This window comes from Acinetobacter sp. 22323 (assembly GCF_052044895.1).
Lineage (GTDB): Bacteria > Pseudomonadota > Gammaproteobacteria > Pseudomonadales > Moraxellaceae > Acinetobacter > Acinetobacter schindleri.
The window spans coordinates 107721-124702 of record NZ_JBQEOL010000007.1 but is presented as its reverse complement, the minus strand read 5'-3'; the positions used below and the strand labels follow the sequence as shown (position 1 = coordinate 124702).

Here is a 16982-nt window from a genome sequence, read left to right as displayed (position 1 = left end):
TTATGGCGCAGGCCCAATCAGGACCATACTGCGAGGGCGTTCCACATAGCCATCGCGTCCATCTGGAATAATCTCGATCAGATCAATTTGTGTCGGTGTGATATGGATCACCCGACCATGATTAAGTCCCATATAACTGCCACGCTGTACACGTTCAATTTCCCCATCTGGCGTATTAATTAAAGCCATAATCTGTCCAGCCTGGTTTTTGAGACTTCCTTTCATGGTCAAAGTTTCAAGCGGATAACTTTCTAAGGGTTGCAATTGACGTGATAGGTTTGGATAAACCCGTTTCCCTGCCATAATCTTCAGTTCTGCTGCCAATGAACTTGGCAAGAAAGGACTTTTCAGCTGATGTGCTGCATAACTAAAAGTTTCAACCGGAGCAAAATCGGGTGCTGGTTCAATGGGCAATGCGGGTTGATTGCGGATATTGGCCATTTCCTGATTGACCACATCAATACGTGATTCACAACCTGCCAGGATCAATCCGGCAGTAAGTGCTGAAGCAATCTTGATCATCTTCATTACTGTGCCCCCTGACTATTCGCAGCTGTTGTATCTGCCGATGCTGAGTTGGCACTACCGACATAACGATAGGTTTTTGCCTTCAAGGTATAATCTACAACCGGGATATCTGTTTTCTTCTCTTTATTTTCAGTACCCGTAATCGTAAAGTCGTGTAGCGTCACGATACGAGACAATCCTGCAATACCGCTGACAAATGAACCGAAGGCATGATAATCACCCGTTGCTTCAATAGAAATTGGCTGTTCAATAAAGAACTCTTGCTTTACTTCAGGTTCAAGACGGATATTCTTAAACTTCAGTCCGGCATTGACACCACTCAAATTAATATCTTCAACCAGGCCTGGAATTTCAGTTTCCTTTGGTAACTGTTCAAGCTGCTGGTTAAAGCTTGCTTCCATATCCTGAAGTTGCTGTTGGTATTGTTGCAAATTACGCAGTTTGGAATCTTTCTCACGAAATTCATTTAATAGATTCTGTTCTTGTGCATTGGCCTGAGTAATTGATTCAATCTTGCCTCGAATCAGACCGAAATAAGCCAGCATCAAAACCAGGAAAACAATAAATACCCAGCAGGTAATCTTTACAGCCATTGGCCAGCTACCATAGTTATTTGGATCTAGGGTATTAAATTGCTGAAAAAACTTTTCTACCGTCATTTTATTTTTTGGTACAACAACAGCTTCCTGACCTAATTCATCAAATTGTTCGCTCATGATGTCGCCCCTCCTGCTGCTGCAGCTGCTTGCGGCTGTTGTTCTGAAAGCACCGGTTGAGCAATCTGGTCCAGATCCACTGTCACTGTAAATGTGCCATAAGATTCTTCAACACGTGGAATAACAGAGCTTGGCGCCTTGTCCTTGTTCTCTTCCGCCACCAGGAATGCATTCATGAAAGCATTACGGTACCAGGTAGAAGCTTCGAGATTACGCAATAATTCTGCAACCGTATTTGGACTTGCTGCTTTCCCTTCAATGGTGAACTTATCACCGACACGGTCAAACTTGGTGATATACATATCACTTGGTGTCACACGTACAATCTCGTCAATAAGATGTACGGCAATTGGACGCTGGGTTTGTAAACCTTGAATCAGTTTCATGCGTTCCACAATCGCATTACGCTGTTCCTGTAAACCTTCCAGAGATTTTAGCTGTACATCCAGATTCTGATTGGTACTGATGATGAGTTGGTTGGCTTGTTCTTGATCCTGTAATTTTTGATCATAGTAGAACCAGCTTCCTCCAGCTGCTGTTACCCCTAGCAAAAAGGCCCCGATGCAATATGCGACAAATTCGTTATTTCTTTTTATCCTGAGCTCATCACGCCAAGGAAGTAAGTTAATTTTTGCCATTAATCAAAACTCCTCAATGCCAAACCACATGCAACCATGAGTGAGGACGCGTCATTTTCAATTTTTTTAATATCAATTTGAGGAGAAAAGCCCATTTGTAAAAATGGATTCGCGATCGTGACACGGTAACCAAGCTTTTGCTGTAATAATTTTGCCAGACCCGGTATATTGGCATTCCCCCCTGCCAACAGGATATGGTCAATTTCATTAAACTGAGAAGATGAAAAGAAAAACTGCAATGAACGAGCCGCCTGTTGTACCACAGCATCCAAGAATGGTTCTAAAACTTCAATATCATAATCATCTGGCAATGCACGTGTTTTCTTGGCGCGTCCCGCTTCTTCAAAAGACAGACCGTAACGATTCTGGATTTCCTGAGTCAGCTGTTTCCCCCCAAACACCTGCTCACGGGTATAGATAATCTTGTTGTTCCGCATAACTGATAGAGTTGTCATGCTATGACCAATATCCAGAATACCGACAGTATTTACGCCCATTGGTAAAGTATCAGCAAACACCCTGAAAGCATTTTCCAATGCAAAGCTTTCTACATCTGCAATCTTGGGTGTGATCCCCGCGATTTGCAATACTTCAGACCGGGCTTCGACATTTTCAATACGGGTTGCGACCAACAGAACGTTGACACGATTTGGATTAGACAATCGATCTGGCAAAACTTCAAAGTCAATACTGGCTTCATCGAGCGGGAACGGAATGTATTGTTCGGCATCTTCACGAATTTGAACTTCCCGTTCATCACTTGTCATATCTGCATCCATTTCGATCGTTTTGGTGATCGCCATAGACGTAGGAATCGCAAATGCAGCCTGGTTAGATTGGGTATTGGCCAAGTTAATAGCACGAGCCAAAGCATCACCGACGGCTTCTGGATTTAAGATGTTTTTTTCAACAACACTACCTTCTGGTAATGGGACCAAAGCATAGCTTTCTACCCAGTACCGTCCGCTTTTCATAGAGAGTTCCAAAACTTTAACAGAAGTCGAGCTGATGTCGACGCCTATTAACCCCTTGTTTGGCTTACGATATAACCTGCGCACAATATCATTCCTATTATTTTTTTATCCCCAAAAATAAAGTAGCCTACTAGGTATAATCGGTCTAATAATTTTATCTAGATACAATAAGTCATCTAACATTATGTATATCTAAAGGATATACTGACCGCTCACTTAGTTTGCCATTAGCTCTTATTAAAACTTACTTGTTATGAAAAAGCTATCCAGTTCAGGCCTTGTTCATCCATTTTTTTTGATCATTATCATAATTATGATCTCAATTCCGATGGGCTTTTATGGCATGTACCTTTATATTGCTCCATCTTTGCCTGAAATGTCTATCCTTAAAAAGGCACCTTTACTTAAGCCTTTACAAGTATTTAGTTCCGATCAAGAGTTGATTGCAGAATATGGCGGCAAACTTTCTGTGCCTGTAGAATATGATCAAATTCCACCAGAATTTATTCATGCCTTCCTCGCTGCAGAAGATTCCAGCTTTTTCGAACATAGTGGCATCAGTTTTAAAGGCTTGGGCCGGGCACTAAGTGAAAGCGTCACTGGTTCCGATGTACAGACTGGTGGCTCAACTATCACTATGCAGGTGGCAAAAAACTATTATCTCAGTCCAGAACGAACACTGAAGCGCAAACTGACTGAAATTTTCCTGGCACGCAAAATTGAGCAAAATCTGACTAAAGAAGAAATTTTAACCCTCTATGTGAATAAGATTTTCTTGGGTAAAAATGCTTATGGCATCGCAGCAGCGGCTAAAATCTATTACAACAAAAGCCTGGAAGAACTTTCTCTTGCCCAGATGGCGATGATTGCTGGTTTACCGAAAGCCCCTTCCAAGTACAATCCGGTCGCCAACCCTAAACGTGCTCTTGAACGTCGTAACTGGATTCTGGGACGTATGCTGCAGCTTGGTTATCTTAATCAGACACAGTATCAGCAAGCGATTGCGGAACCAATCAATCTGGATATGCCGGATCGTAGCACTCGCAATAAGTTTCCCTATGTCGGAGAGATGGTTCGTTCTGAACTGATCCAGAATTTTGGTGCACAGGCCATCGATTCTGGCTATAAAGTCTATACCACGATTAATAGTCAACGTCAGGCGTATGCTGAGCAATCCGTACAAGAAGGCCTTGAAGCTTATGACCGACGTCATGGCTGGCGCGGTGCTGAAGCAAATGATCAACCCTTAAAAAAATTCCAGCCTTTTGCCAATACCTACCCTGCTCAAGTCACTAAAATCAACCAAAATAGTTTTGAAGCCTTAATGCAGGATGGAACCACCGTCACCGTTCCCTGGTCAGGAATGTCATGGGCGCGCCGCTACCGAAACGCCAATAGTGTTGGCGCTGCACCCAAGCGTGCGGCAGATATTGTTAAACTGAAAGATATTGTCCGTTTACGTCCTAATGCACAAAAAACTTCTTGGGCACTGGTACAGATTCCTAAAGTCCAAGGTCAGCTGATTGCCATCAATCCAAATAATGGTGCCATTGAAGCAGTGGTGGGTGGCTATAATTTTTATCAATCGACTTTTAACCGTGCTATTCAAGGCTGGCGTCAGCCGGGTTCGACCATCAAGCCTTTTGTTTATGCACTGGCATTGGAACGCGGCATGAGTCCGCATACCCTGGTGAATGATGCGCCGATTACGATTGGTAAATGGACTCCCCGAAACTCAGATGGTCGTTATCTGGGTATGATTCCTTTACGTCGTGCCTTATACCTTTCACGTAATACTGTTTCTGTGCGCCTGCTACAAACGGTGGGAATTGAGCGCACCCGACAATTATTGATGGATTTTGGTCTGGAAGACAAACAGATTCCACGCAACTACACCATTGCCCTTGGTACGCCGCAAGTACTACCTATTCAGATGGCAACCGGTTATGCCACCTTCGCAAATGGTGGTTATCGAATTCAGCCGCATTTCATCAGCCGTATTGAAGATGCTTATGGCAAGACGATTTTTGAAGCAAAACCTGAATATGCCTGCATTTCCTGTATTAATCAGGAAGAACAAACGATTGCATCTGCTGACGTGGTGACGCCAGATGATGAAGTGATCGAAATGAATAACCGCTCACTGGAAACAAAAGCAGTAGCACCGAAAGTTTCGGCTGAACATAGCAATTACCGTCAGGCACAGCGTATTCTTAAATCCAGCTCTGCCTACGAAATGGCTAATATTTTACGTGATGTAATCCAGCATGGTACTGGCCGTGCAGCTTTACGCATTGGGCGTAGTGACCTAGGGGGTAAGACAGGTACCACTAACGATGCCAAGGATGCCTGGTTTGCCGGCTTTAATGGTAAGCTGGTAACAGTAGCCTGGGTCGGCTTTGACCAGCCAACAACTTTAGGTCGCCGTGAGTATGGCGGTGTAGCTGCCCTGCCAATCTGGACCGACTTTATGGCCAATGCGCTAAAAGGTACACCAGAATCCTGGGTGCGTCTGGATCGTAAAGCCAAAGCCCCAGTTAATCGTACTAAAGTCATCAATCAGGATTTAGAAGAAGTACAGGAAGACCGCTCTTCTCCGCCAATGGCCACCCCACTGTATCGTCCAGCCCCAGTCGTTATACCTAGACGTGAGCAAAATGATTTTGAAGATCTACCGGGTGAAGAATTGACTGTACCTGGTGAAACACCAGCAACGCAGGAACAACCATTGCAGCCAAAGAAAACGGATTCTCTTGATACTCTGATTGAACAGGTTCAGTAACTTTCCCGATTAAGCAGTCAAATATAAAGCCCTCAATTGAGGGCTTTATATTGTTTAGATAATAATCAGTATTATTTCTTTTGAAAAAGATAAATCTGGTATTGTGCCATTAATTCAAATTGTTCTTGCTGTTCAAGTGCCAGACGGCGTTCCGGCTTAGCCTTATAAGCATATGGCGTCATCGCAATCAGGTTTTTTAAGTCTGCTTGTGGCAAATTCATAGGCGCTTCAACAATCTGTTCACTCACTAAATCAAATGCATCTTGCAACTGCTCGACAAACTTTTGTGGCTCGTGTGGTTTCACTTCTTCAAATAGTGCTTCTCGCATGGCATACAAATGCTGTGGTGCAGGAGTCACAACCATTAAATAAGATTTCGGCTTGAGTACACGCAGAATTTCCTGTTTCGGAATCGGGCTAAACAGGCTGGTACATAGATCTATTGACTCATCTAATACAGGCAAAGTTGCGCCTGTACCTACTACCCAAGTAATCTCTTTATTCAGCTTCGCTGCTACCTGAATCGCATTTTTGGCAATATCCACGCCTACACACTGTAGTACTTCCTGTTGCATGGCATCAGTGTAATACCCTTCCCCACAGCCAATATCCAGCAGATTTTCAATACGCAGTTCACGAATCTTTTGTACCACTGCTTGTTGCAAAGGAGCATAGTGACCTGCACTTAAAAATGCGCGCCGTGCCTGTACTGATTCAGGTGTATCACCGGGATTTTTACTGTGTTTATGCTGCACTACATGCAGATTCACATAACCCTGCTTGGCTATATCATAGCTATGCTGATTGTCACAGCGCCATGTACGTTCATTTAAGCGTAACTGCTCACGACAAACAGGACACATCAGTAAGTTCATTTTTTAATTTCTCCAAAACAAAAAAGCCGGCATGCGCCGACTTTTTCAAATGCATTTCTTAGCGTAATTTTAAGGTCATTAGGCCAAAAACTACCAGCATAATTGTAATAATCCAGAAACGAATGACGACTTGAGTTTCACGCCAGCCTTTCTTTTCATAATGGTGATGTAAAGGTGCCATTAAGAAAACGCGTTTATTACGCATCCGCAGTGAACCAATCTGCAAGAATACAGAAATTGCTTCCACCAAGAATACACCTGCCATAATCGCAAACACGATTTCCTGACGCACCATCACGGCAATTGTACCCAGCATTGCACCTAAAGATAACGCACCCACATCACCCATAAACACCTGAGCTGGGTGAGCGTTATACCAGAGGAATGCCAGACCCGCACCAATCATCGCGGCACAGATCACCACCAGCTCAGATGAATATTTTACATATGGAATATGCAGATAGTTCGCAAAACGTACATCACCCGCAAGATAAGCAAAAACACCTAGACCAGCAGCCACCAGTACGATCGGCATGATCGCCAGACCATCCAGACCATCCGTCAGGTTAACGGCATTCGATGCGCCATTAATCACGAAATAAGTAAAGATAATAAAACCAATACCGAGTGGAATAATTGAGAGTGGAATCGTGTGATCCTTAAAGAATGGAATCAGCACATCCAGCATGTTGGCTGTCACGACCGGATTCGGTTGTTGCTGTGCAATCATATAAAGCGCAATACCGGCACCAATTGAACCTACAGAGGTCCAGAAAAACTTCTTGCGTGCAGGCAAACCGGCATTATCCTTATAACGGATCTTGATCCAGTCATCTGCCCAACCAACGGCACCAAAAATCACCATCACTGCAAGTACAATCCACACGTATGGATTCGATAAATCTGCCCAGAGTAAGGTCGAAATACCAATTGATAGCAGAATCAGGACACCACCCATAGTCGGTGTACCCATTTTTTTGGCATGGTTTTCAGGTGCAAATGAGCTGACTGCCTGACCATATTTCAGTGCCTGTAACTTGCGAATCATCACAGGGCCCAGCACCAAACCAATGGTCAATGCCGTCAAGACACTGAGCAAAGCACGTAATGTTAAATAACGAACCACCTGAAACGTGCTGTCATAGCCCGCCAGTTGTTCAAATAGCCATAACAGCATTTAGAGTTTCTCCATCAATGCAGCCATCAATGTTTCCATATGGGTAAAACGCGACCCTTTAAACAGGAATGACATCGGCTGAGGTTGATGTGTTTCAATCAAACGAATTAAAAACGGTAATGCCTGCTCCTGATTCAGGAAAGCTTGCATTTTCTTACCATATTGTGTACTACGCGCACCTTCTTGTGCGGCAGGTGCAAATTCACCGACTGCCACCACAAAGTTCAGGCCTTTTACCGAAACCAGATCGCGACCCAGCTTATAATGCTCAATCGCAGCTGACGCACCTAGTTCGCCAATATCACCCATTACCATGACACGGATACCTTCCTGCTGTGCTAAAACGTCAGCGGCAGCACGCATCGAGTTTGGGTTGGCATTGTAGGTATCATCAATAAACACAAATTCTTTGTGCTTGATGAAGTTCAGACGACCTTTGGCACCTACTGCCTCTTCCAGGCCAGCCACAATATCATCCAGGCTGATACCAAGGGCTAAAGATAAGGCCGCAGCAGCAGTTGCATTCTGCACATTATGCTCACCAGCAAATGGCAGGTTTACTGTTTTATTACCTTGAGGTGTATTCAAAATAAAGCTTGCAGACTGCGGATGTAATTCCACCTCAGTTGCGTAGACCTCTCCACCCTGACCAAAACTTAAGGTCTTTTCGGTTTTCACAGCAGCTCGAATCTGCTCGGCATAATCATCCGCTGCAGGAATAATAGAGGTTTCAGAAATATGCGAATAAATTTCTGACTTGGCACAGCAAATCCCATCACGACCACCGAACTCACCCAGGTGTGCCGTGCCGATATTAATAATACCGGCGACGTGCGGCTGTACCAGACCAGCAGTATAGTCAATTTCACCCTGATGGCTGGCCCCCAGCTCCATCACTGCATATTGATGCTCTGGGCGCAGCTCCAGCAACATCACAGGCACACCGAGATCATTATTCAGGTTACCGCGCGTCACCAAAGTTGGTGCCAGACGAGACAAGATACTACCCAGCATTTCCTTGGTAGTGGTCTTACCGCTACTGCCAGTCAGGGCAATGACTTTGAGTTGTGGATTTTGCTGACGGCGGAAAGCGCCTAGACGACCCAGCGCCTGACGGGTATCGTCCACAACCAATTGGCAGATTTCAGCATCAACCGGATGATCGACAATGACAATTTGGCAACCGTTTGCCGCCACTTGTGCTACGAAATCGTGTGCATCAAAGCGTTCACCTTTCAAAGCCAGAAAAGCATCACCAGCTTCAGCATCACGAGAATCCATCAGGATACGTTTAATTTCGCCTTCAGGCTGCTTGTCATTCAGCCAGTAACCTTGAGTCGCCTGTTGTAATTGTACTGCAGTCCAAGGTACCAAAGGCACAGTACTGGTAGTTGAAGTATGCATAAATTCGTCCTATTACTGCGCTGGATATGCTGAATCAGAGTTACAGTGCTGCGCATCAATGGCCGCCTGTACTTCGACAACATCATCAAACCAATGGCGAACGCCATCGATTTCCTGATAATTTTCATGCCCTTTGCCTGCAATCACGACAATATCACCCGCTTGCGCATGTTTCACTACAAACTTGATCGCTTCACGGCGGTCATGAATTTCCTGATAAGTTTTACCAGCGAAATCGATACCTTGCTTCATATCCGCGAAAATCTGTTCCGGGTTTTCAGTACGCGGATTGTCAGAGGTTAAAATCGCAATATCCGAACCATTGAGAGCCGCTTGTGCCATCAATGGACGTTTACCACGATCACGGTCACCACCACAGCCAAATACCGCCCAGAGCTTGTTATTGACATGGCGTTTTAAAGTCACCAATACCTGCGTCAAAGCATCTGGCGTATGGGCATAATCCACTACAAACAAGCGCTCACCATCACGCAGTACCTGCATACGACCCGGTGCGCCTTTTAGATTAGGCACAGTCTCAATCAAATTTGCTAAATCAAAACCAGCCTGTTCTGCAACAACCAGACTCGCCACTAGGTTTTCAACATTGAAATGACCCAAGAGTGGACTGTGTACGGTGAATGTACCCTGCGCAGTGATCAGTTTAAATTCTGCACCAGAAATCCGGTATTGAATATCCTGTACCTGATAGTCAGCAGCTTGCGACAATGAATAAGTCAAAATTTTCGGCTGCGCTAGATTAGCCTGAGCCGCCTCAATCATCACCTGAGCATGTGCGTCATCCAGATTAATGATCGCAACTTTCAGAGATTCAAATTTGAATAAACGTGACTTGGCCTCAGCATAAGCTTCCAGCGTACCGTGATAATCCAGATGGTCACGGCTCAGGTTGCTATAAGCTGCAATTTCAATATCACAGCCATTTAAGCGGCCTTGTTCAAGACCATGCGAACTGGCTTCAATCGAAGCAAATTCTGCGCCCGCTTGCGCATAACCATGTAGGGCATTTTGCAATTGCAGCGCATCCAGTGTGGTATGCGAAGAGGCTTCCAGATTTGGCAAAATTCCATTGCCCGTGGTGCCCATCACCGCACAAGGTTTGCCTTGCAGCATCAAGAGTTCTGCGACCAAGCGAGAAATGGTGGTTTTTCCATTGGTTCCAGTCACGGCCAGAATACTTGCAGCCTGTACTGGCTGGGTCGCTTGCAGATAACGTTTCTGCCACCCCCCCATTAGATGCCGTACATTTGTCACGACTAATGCAGGAGAGATTCCGAGATCCTGTTCAGAAATGACTGCCAGTGCTCCTAGAGATAGCGCTTTTTTCGCATATTCCACAGTTTTCTCAGGTTGAGACAGACTGGTCAGGGCAATAAAAATTTGCCCTAATTTTACTTTTCGGCTGTCCAGCTCAAAGCCCTGAAAGGATTGTCGCATCCATTCAGCACTATCTTGAACGGCGTAGAGATCTTGAAATGTTATCGACATTGATCACCTGTTTACTGGACTTGGGGAGATTCTAAAGGTTTGTCCAATGGGACATTCAGCAAGCGTAAAGACTCTTGCATTACACGCGCAAAGACCGGCGCAGATACCGTACCACCATAGTAGGTGCCTTGCGGGTTTTCTACCACCACCACCATAGCGATCCGTGGGTCACTGACTGGTGCCACGCCGGCAAATAAAGCACGGTATTCATTGGTCGAATAACCTTTACGGTCAGCACGCAATTTATGCGCAGTCCCTGTTTTACCTGCAACCCGATAACCTGGCACTGTCGCACGAGTAGCGGTACCCCCTGGCAAGGTTGCAGTTTCCATCATCAGCAGAACCTGGTCTGCAATTTTCGGATCAATCATCTGCTCGCCTTTCGGCTGCTCTTCTAATTTGTACAGGCTTAGTGGGACTTTTACGCCCTTGTTAGCCAGCATGGCATAGGCATCAGCCAGTTGTAGCACCGTCGCATTCAGACCATAACCATAAGACATAGTCGCCACTTCAGACACGTTCCATTTACTAGGTGGCAGAATCAGACCGGCACTTTCACCCGGGAATTTCACGGCAGAACGCTGACCAAAACCAAGGCGTTTATAGAAAGTCGGCAAGGTTTCATAAGGCAGTGATAACGCCAGTTTGGCGACACCAACGTTAGAGGATTTCTGGATAATACCACCCAAGGTTAATTGCCCATAATTGTGGGTATCCCGGATTGTGTGATTCCCGACCCGCATACTTCCCGGGGTCGTATTCACCACTGAATTGGCTGTGTATTTACCACTTTCCAGCGCCATCGCTACAGTCAGCGGCTTCATGGTTGAACCCGGCTCGAAAGAGTCGACCGCACCGCGGTTACGCATCGCATCTTTGTTCAATAATCCGTTTTTATCATTCGGGTTATAAGCTGGCCATGAAGTCATCGCCAGAATTTCACCCGTCTTCACATCCACCGCGATTGCGGTTGCAGAACGGGCATTATTTGCAACACCTGCTGCAGTCAGTTCACGATACATAATGTACTGCAAGCGTGAATCGATGCTAAGCGTGATATTTTCCCCTGCTTCAACTTCTTTAATAATTTCAGGGTCTTTAACGCGGTTGCCCTTCTTATCACGTACTATCTGCTGCTCGCCGTCTACACCTGATAGACGGGTATTCAGCTGCATTTCCAGGCCTTCAATGCCCACACTCTCACTGTTGGTCAAGCCAATAATCTGTGAGTTCGGTTGTGGCTGCGGATAGTAACGCTTATAGTTTTTCTCGGTGTATACACCCTGGAAATTACGCTTCATAATCAGCTCAGCCTGTTGAGGCGGAACTTCTTTTTTCAGGATCAGATAACGGGAACGCGGACGCGCTTCCATTTTCTTGCGCAGGTCGGCACGATCCATACCCACCGCATCAGCCAGTTCATCCAGGTTCAGGTTTTTATCCGGTAACTGACGTTTCAGCTTGCGGTTATTCGGATCCTTTTCCAAAGCCTGAAGCGTTTCATCATAGAGTTTTTTATTATCAAAATAATCACGTGGATCAATCACCACCCGCATAATTGGAGTACTTATCGCCAGTGGCACGCCATTACGGTCATAAATCACACCGCGCATGGCTTTAATTTTGTCGGTTCTTAAAATCTTGGCATTGGCCTTGTTCTGCAGGAATTCTTTATTAATCACCTGTACATAAAAAGCGCGCCCGATCAAAGCCAGAAAGCACAGCAGTACCACGGCCCACATAATATAAAAACGGCTAATATCAACGCTTAAAGCATTTTTTGTCGTCACGGACTGTTTTTTACGTGCCACTTGCTTGGTTTTCTTGTCTACCATGTCTGAGCGCTAGCCTTATTTTTTTACATCTGAAGTTTGTGGCAATGAAATCACCACGGTCTGTGAAACAGGAGGAGAATACATTCTGAGCTGGGTCACGGCACGTGTTCCGATCTGGGCGGTTGCACCAAAGGTCTGCTGCTCGATCAGCAAACGCCCCCACTCCGCATTGAGATCATCACGCTCACGCAGATAGCTGCTCAGTTTTCGGTAATCCTGACGATATTCAAAGACTTGAAATACCACAAATACAGCACTGATGAAAACCATCATCAACAGAATGCCGTAAGTAATGGCTTTCTTCATCCCTGACTGATTCAACTTCCTTTCGACCACTTCAGTTTTCATTATTTGCCTATTAAGCTAAACGTTCTGCAACTCGGAGCCATGCACTACGTGAACGAGGATTGGCTTTCACTTCCTCATCACTTGCCTTGATACGGGATACTTTTTTCAGTCGACGTGTATCCTTGCGTTGTTGCGGCATCCCCCAGCCCGAGTCTTCCTCTAAGGTAGATTCTTTTTGAATAAATTGTTTAATTAAACGGTCTTCCAATGAATGGAAGCTAATAACCGCCAAACGGCCATGAGGTTTAAGTACTTCAACGGCTTGTGGCAGGAAAACTTCAATATCTTCTAATTCTTTATTAATAGCAATACGAATCGCCTGGAAAGTTCGGGTTGCCGCATGTTTATTTTTTTCCCATTTCGGGTGTGCCACTTTGACAATTTCTGCCAGCTTGGCTGTCGTATCAATATATCCGGCAGCCTTGATCGCTTTGGCAATCCGGCGGCTATATCGCTCTTCGCCATACTGGAAAATGATATTGGCCAAAGCTTCTTCTTCAATATTCACCAGCCACTCAGCTGCGGTCGGGCCTTGTGAATTGTCCATACGCATATCCAGCGGACCATCTTTCATAAAGCTAAAGCCACGTTCAGCCTGATCCAGCTGTGGAGATGACACGCCTAAATCCGCCATCACGCCATCCACGCTTTCTATACCATGCTCAGCAAGTGCTTCTTTAAGGTCAGCAAAGCTGGCATGAATAATTTTAAACCGGGGATCTTCCTGTTCCAGGATCGCCGCTGTTTCAAGTGCCTGAGGGTCTTTATCAAAGGCATAAACACGGGCATTTTCATCTAATTTAGATAATAAAAGACGCGTATGGCCACCACGGCCGAAGGTTCCATCCACATAAATTCCCGTATTTCGATCAGCCACCAGGGCATCAACGGTTTCGTGAAGCAATACAGAAATATGGGACATAAAAACTCAATCAATAGGGCGAAAAATTTAACTGCACATTATCACTCTGTTTAGCTAAAGCTCCAAACGACTTTTTGTAGATAAATATTATTTTCCATAGAGAAAACCGTTTTTATTTTTACTCAAACGATAAAAAAGCTTCCTTGGAGGAAGCTTCTTTATTTATAAAATTAAATTTTAAATCAACAAATTAACGTTTTGAGTTATAAATCTGATCAAAGAGCGCCCCATTCACGAAATGAGTTTTCTGTGCATTGGCCCAGCCACCGAATACTTCATCAATGGTAAAAGTTTTGATTTTCGGGAACTGCTTCGAGTATTTCGCTAAAACTTCCTGATTACGTGGACGGTAATAATGTTTTGCTGCCATTTCCTGACCGAGTGGAGAATATAAATAATTGATATAGCCTGTTGCTAACCATTTATTGCCATTTTTCTCGACAGTACGATCCACAATTGCCACAGAAGGTTCAGTCAGAATCGTCAGAGATGGGTAGATAATATCAAACTTGTCTTTACCCAGTGTTTTTTGCGTCACTAAAGCTTCATTTTCCCAGGTCAACAATACATCACCAATATTACGCTCTGCAAAGGTAGTCATCGATGCACGTGCAGCTGAGTCCATGACTTTTACGTTTTTATAAAGCTTGCCCACAAACTCTTGAGCTTTCGCCTTGCTGCCACCCGGTTGTTTTTCTGCATAACCCCAAGCTGACAAATACACCCAACGTGGCAGACCACCAGTTTTCGGGTTTGGTGTAATAATTTCCACGCCTGGTTTAGTCAGATCTTTCCAGTCTTTAATTCCTTTAGGGTTACCCTTACGCACCATAAATACAATAGTCGAGGTATACGGTGCAGAGTTATATGGGAATTCCTTTTGCCAACCCGCTTTGATCTGGCCCGATTTTACGATTTCTTCAATGTCATTGGCTAAAGCCAGCGTCACAACATCGCCTTTCAGACCATCAACAACCGAACGTGCCTGTTTACCAGAACCACCATGCGACTGTTTAAAGTTTACATTAATACCGGTGCGGCTTTTCCAGTAAGCACCAAAAGATTTATTGAATTCGTCATAGAACTCGCGGGTTGCATCATAAGACACGTTTAAAAAATCACGGTCAGCTGCTTGCGTGGCAGTTGCGGTAAATGTCAAACCTGTTGCCAATAAGGCAGCGCTAAATATTGATTTTAACTGAGTTTTCATGAGAGCACGGGAGGATTATCTTGTATTCATATAACTATATGAAATAAAGTTATTTTTCGCAATTCAGCAAACAAAGTGTATACAGGGTAATATTCAGTTATTTTTTGTTTTAATATTATGTTTTATATAATAAAAATTTTAACAATATAGAGCTATGCAGGTTTTATAGCATTTTATTCTTTAGATATGAAAAAAACGGATAAGCAATTTATCCGTTTTGCCGTCTTATCAAGTATTTAGAAAACCATGGCAAATTAGCGGTTTTCAGCAGAAATCTGGTCGTAGATTGCACCATTTACGAAATGAGTTCTCTGTGCCTTGGCCCAACCACCAAACACTTTATCAATTGTAAAGGTTTGAATTTTTGGAAACTGTTTTGCATACTTTGCAGCCGCTTTTTGGTCACGCGGACGGAAATAATATTTCGCTGCCAGTTCCTGTCCCTTCGGTGAATACAAGTAGTTCAAATAACCTTTAGCCAGATTCGCATTACCATTTTTCGCGACACTTTTGTCGACAATCGCCACCGATGGTTCAGCCAAGATCGAGATAGACGGATAAACAATTTCGTATTTGTCTTTACCTAAACCTTGAGTCGCCAGCAAGGCTTCATTTTCCCAAGACAACAACACGTCACCGATGCCACGCTCAGCAAAAGTGGTTAAAGATCCACGCGCACCTGAATCCAGCACTTTGACATTGCCATATAATTTTTTCACCAGTTCTTTGGCCTGGATATCATTACCACCCGGCTGTTTCAGCGCATAGCCCCAGGCAGACAGATAAATCCAGCGTGGTGCGCCACCGGTTTTCAGATTTGGGGTAATAATTTCGACCCCTAGCTTGGTTAGGTCATTCCAGTCTCTAATCTGTTTTGGATTACCCTTACGCACCAAGAAGACAATAGTCGAAGTATAAGGTGCTGAGTTATTCGGAAACTCTTTTTGCCAGCCTTTATGAATCAGACCAGCAGTGACGATTTCTTCAATGTCATTGGCCAGTGCCAATGTTACGACATCTGCCTGTAAACCATCCACTACGGAACGGGCCTGTTTACCTGAACCCCCATGTGACTGCTTAAAGTTAACCGTTTGTCCGGTTTTTTGTTTCCAGAATTTGCCGAATTCTTCATTATATTCCTGATAGAACTCACGGGTTGGATCGTAGGAAACATTCAGGAAATCTTTGGCTATTGCCAGCTGTGTACTTGTCCCCGAAAGCACTGCGAAAAATGCAGATACAATTATTTTTTTCATTACAATAGCTCTTTTGTTTATCTAAAAAACACTATATAAATTTGAAATATATTTAACAATCATATGCTTATAATAATAATTTTAAAGTTTTTCTTATTTTCAGATATCTTATAAATGACAATTCTCTGCATTTTTTATACTTATCGCCTATCAATTGATTACTTTAGGATATAATCTTCATAGTCTCTTCATAGTCCTGTGCTAAAAATAGCGCCGTTATGAGGTGATCTCTGATTTTTCTCAATTTTCCATTGTCATATTTATTTTTTTTGTAAATTTTGTGACTTGGTTCTACTTTTTAGAGGTTAAATGTGATTGAATTGTATTCAACACAACAAAAAACCTAAGACTATAAATCCAGCACCACAACAAGAGAGGGAGTTTGGACATGAAATTTGCAACGTTCAAGACCGGCATCCTGAGCCTATCCATTTTATTTACCGCACAATTCAGCAACGCTGTTGTTGCGCACCCTGAGCTAGTTAATAATCCGGCTGCACTAACAGCTGCTGCCTCTAAACCAGCAGTAACAGTGACTAAGTCATCTCCTATTGAAAAGGCAATTCAGCAGCAAAAAACTGAAAAATCTCTGCATCCTGAAGAAAACCTGAAAGTTTTGACTGCAATTAAAGTACGTCCATCACAAAACTTTTTTGCCGATCAAAACCAGAGTTTTACTCGTTTTCTGCAAAATTTTTTCTTTAGCAGCAATTCCTAATTATCAGCTGACAGCTCGCAACATTTAAAACTGCTTCTGATCTAAAGCCATATCATTCAATGTTGAATTAAGCATTAAGTGATGTGGCTT

The 16982-nt window shown here is 44.0% G+C and carries 15 protein-coding genes; 2 read left to right on the top strand and 13 right to left on the bottom strand.

Features of this window, described 5'->3' with window-relative positions; translation table 11 throughout:
* From ACTJIX_RS06630 to ACTJIX_RS06615, 4 genes are read right to left on the bottom strand one after another with little or no spacing between them, the layout of a single operon-like run.
* Complete coding sequence (locus tag ACTJIX_RS06630) at positions 1-528, bottom strand: pilus assembly protein PilP (RefSeq protein ID WP_004810006.1); 528 nt, start codon at positions 526-528, stop codon at positions 1-3.
* Positions 528-1247 (bottom strand): type 4a pilus biogenesis protein PilO, encoded by a 720-nt coding sequence (locus ACTJIX_RS06625; RefSeq protein WP_171063888.1) that lies wholly within the window; start codon positions 1245-1247, stop codon positions 528-530. The genes ACTJIX_RS06630 and ACTJIX_RS06625 overlap by 1 nt, the downstream gene beginning before the upstream one ends.
* Positions 1241-1882 carry a PilN domain-containing protein gene (locus ACTJIX_RS06620; protein WP_005223471.1) on the bottom strand — a complete coding sequence of 214 codons (642 nt, stop codon included), beginning with the start codon at positions 1880-1882 and terminating at the stop codon, positions 1241-1243. The genes ACTJIX_RS06625 and ACTJIX_RS06620 overlap by 7 nt, the downstream gene beginning before the upstream one ends.
* Positions 1882-2940, bottom strand: a complete 1059-nt coding sequence (locus ACTJIX_RS06615) for a pilus assembly protein PilM (RefSeq protein ID WP_004810013.1) — start codon at positions 2938-2940, stop codon at positions 1882-1884. Before ACTJIX_RS06615 ends, ACTJIX_RS06620 begins: the two co-directional genes overlap by 1 nt.
* A gap of 169 nt (positions 2941-3109) precedes the next feature.
* Here ACTJIX_RS06615 and ponA point away from each other — a divergent pair, with 169 nt between their 5' ends.
* The gene (gene ponA, locus ACTJIX_RS06610) at positions 3110-5638 is read left to right on the top strand and encodes a penicillin-binding protein PBP1a (RefSeq protein WP_440611306.1); all 2529 of its coding nucleotides are present in this window, start codon (positions 3110-3112) and stop codon (positions 5636-5638) included.
* Between the two features lie 71 nt (positions 5639-5709).
* On the opposite strand, the gene ACTJIX_RS06605 is transcribed toward ponA, so the two are convergent.
* The 9 genes from ACTJIX_RS06605 to ACTJIX_RS06565 all read right to left on the bottom strand — a co-directional run bounded on the left by ACTJIX_RS06605 (position 5710) and on the right by ACTJIX_RS06565 (position 16174).
* The gene (locus ACTJIX_RS06605) at positions 5710-6513 is read right to left on the bottom strand and encodes a putative RNA methyltransferase (protein WP_440611305.1); all 804 of its coding nucleotides are present in this window, start codon (positions 6511-6513) and stop codon (positions 5710-5712) included.
* 58 nt (positions 6514-6571) lie between these two features.
* The gene (mraY, locus tag ACTJIX_RS06600) at positions 6572-7690 is read right to left on the bottom strand and encodes a phospho-N-acetylmuramoyl-pentapeptide-transferase (protein ID WP_005223474.1); all 1119 of its coding nucleotides are present in this window, start codon (positions 7688-7690) and stop codon (positions 6572-6574) included.
* Positions 7691-9094, bottom strand: coding sequence for a UDP-N-acetylmuramoyl-tripeptide--D-alanyl-D-alanine ligase (locus tag ACTJIX_RS06595; protein ID WP_005223475.1), 1404 nt, complete (start codon positions 9092-9094; stop codon positions 7691-7693).
* A gap of 12 nt (positions 9095-9106) precedes the next feature.
* The gene (locus ACTJIX_RS06590) at positions 9107-10603 is read right to left on the bottom strand and encodes a UDP-N-acetylmuramoyl-L-alanyl-D-glutamate--2,6-diaminopimelate ligase (RefSeq protein ID WP_004896282.1); all 1497 of its coding nucleotides are present in this window, start codon (positions 10601-10603) and stop codon (positions 9107-9109) included.
* A gap of 11 nt (positions 10604-10614) precedes the next feature.
* Positions 10615-12438: a penicillin-binding protein PBP3 gene (ftsI, locus tag ACTJIX_RS06585; protein ID WP_440611304.1), complete on the bottom strand. Its 1824-nt coding sequence runs from the start codon at positions 12436-12438 to the stop codon at positions 10615-10617.
* Between the two features lie 15 nt (positions 12439-12453).
* On the bottom strand, positions 12454-12786 hold the full coding sequence (gene ftsL, locus ACTJIX_RS06580; protein WP_004810026.1) for a cell division protein FtsL: 333 nt from the start codon (positions 12784-12786) through the stop codon (positions 12454-12456).
* A 10-nt stretch (positions 12787-12796) separates the two neighbouring features.
* Positions 12797-13708: a 16S rRNA (cytosine(1402)-N(4))-methyltransferase RsmH gene (gene rsmH, locus ACTJIX_RS06575; RefSeq protein WP_004896284.1), complete on the bottom strand. Its 912-nt coding sequence runs from the start codon at positions 13706-13708 to the stop codon at positions 12797-12799.
* A 190-nt stretch (positions 13709-13898) separates the two neighbouring features.
* A complete protein-coding gene (locus tag ACTJIX_RS06570) occupies positions 13899-14918 on the bottom strand; it encodes a sulfate ABC transporter substrate-binding protein (protein ID WP_005223477.1) in 1020 nt (339 codons plus the stop codon).
* Positions 14919-15172: 254 nt separating this feature from the next.
* Positions 15173-16174 carry a sulfate ABC transporter substrate-binding protein gene (locus ACTJIX_RS06565; protein ID WP_440611303.1) on the bottom strand — a complete coding sequence of 334 codons (1002 nt, stop codon included), beginning with the start codon at positions 16172-16174 and terminating at the stop codon, positions 15173-15175.
* Positions 16175-16562: 388 nt separating this feature from the next.
* Between ACTJIX_RS06565 and ACTJIX_RS06560 the strand changes: the two genes are divergently transcribed.
* Positions 16563-16892 (top strand): hypothetical protein, encoded by a 330-nt coding sequence (locus ACTJIX_RS06560; RefSeq protein ID WP_004896289.1) that lies wholly within the window; start codon positions 16563-16565, stop codon positions 16890-16892.
* The last annotated feature ends 90 nt before the right edge of the window (positions 16893-16982 follow it).

Coding starts and splice junctions, on each gene's coding strand:
- ACTJIX_RS06630 (WP_004810006.1), bottom strand. CDS start 528: ATGAAGATGATCAAGATTGCTTCAGCACTTACTGCCGGATTGATCCTG.
- ACTJIX_RS06620 (WP_005223471.1), bottom strand. CDS start 1,882: ATGGCAAAAATTAACTTACTTCCTTGGCGTGATGAGCTCAGGATAAAA.
- ponA (WP_440611306.1), top strand. CDS start 3,110: ATGAAAAAGCTATCCAGTTCAGGCCTTGTTCATCCATTTTTTTTGATC.
- ACTJIX_RS06605 (WP_440611305.1), bottom strand. CDS start 6,513: ATGAACTTACTGATGTGTCCTGTTTGTCGTGAGCAGTTACGCTTAAAT.
- mraY (WP_005223474.1), bottom strand. CDS start 7,690: ATGCTGTTATGGCTATTTGAACAACTGGCGGGCTATGACAGCACGTTT.
- ACTJIX_RS06595 (WP_005223475.1), bottom strand. CDS start 9,094: ATGCATACTTCAACTACCAGTACTGTGCCTTTGGTACCTTGGACTGCA.
- ACTJIX_RS06590 (WP_004896282.1), bottom strand. CDS start 10,603: ATGTCGATAACATTTCAAGATCTCTACGCCGTTCAAGATAGTGCTGAA.
- ftsI (WP_440611304.1), bottom strand. CDS start 12,438: ATGGTAGACAAGAAAACCAAGCAAGTGGCACGTAAAAAACAGTCCGTG.
- ftsL (WP_004810026.1), bottom strand. CDS start 12,786: ATGAAAACTGAAGTGGTCGAAAGGAAGTTGAATCAGTCAGGGATGAAG.
- rsmH (WP_004896284.1), bottom strand. CDS start 13,708: ATGTCCCATATTTCTGTATTGCTTCACGAAACCGTTGATGCCCTGGTG.
- ACTJIX_RS06570 (WP_005223477.1), bottom strand. CDS start 14,918: ATGAAAACTCAGTTAAAATCAATATTTAGCGCTGCCTTATTGGCAACA.
- ACTJIX_RS06565 (WP_440611303.1), bottom strand. CDS start 16,174: ATGAAAAAAATAATTGTATCTGCATTTTTCGCAGTGCTTTCGGGGACA.
- ACTJIX_RS06560 (WP_004896289.1), top strand. CDS start 16,563: ATGAAATTTGCAACGTTCAAGACCGGCATCCTGAGCCTATCCATTTTA.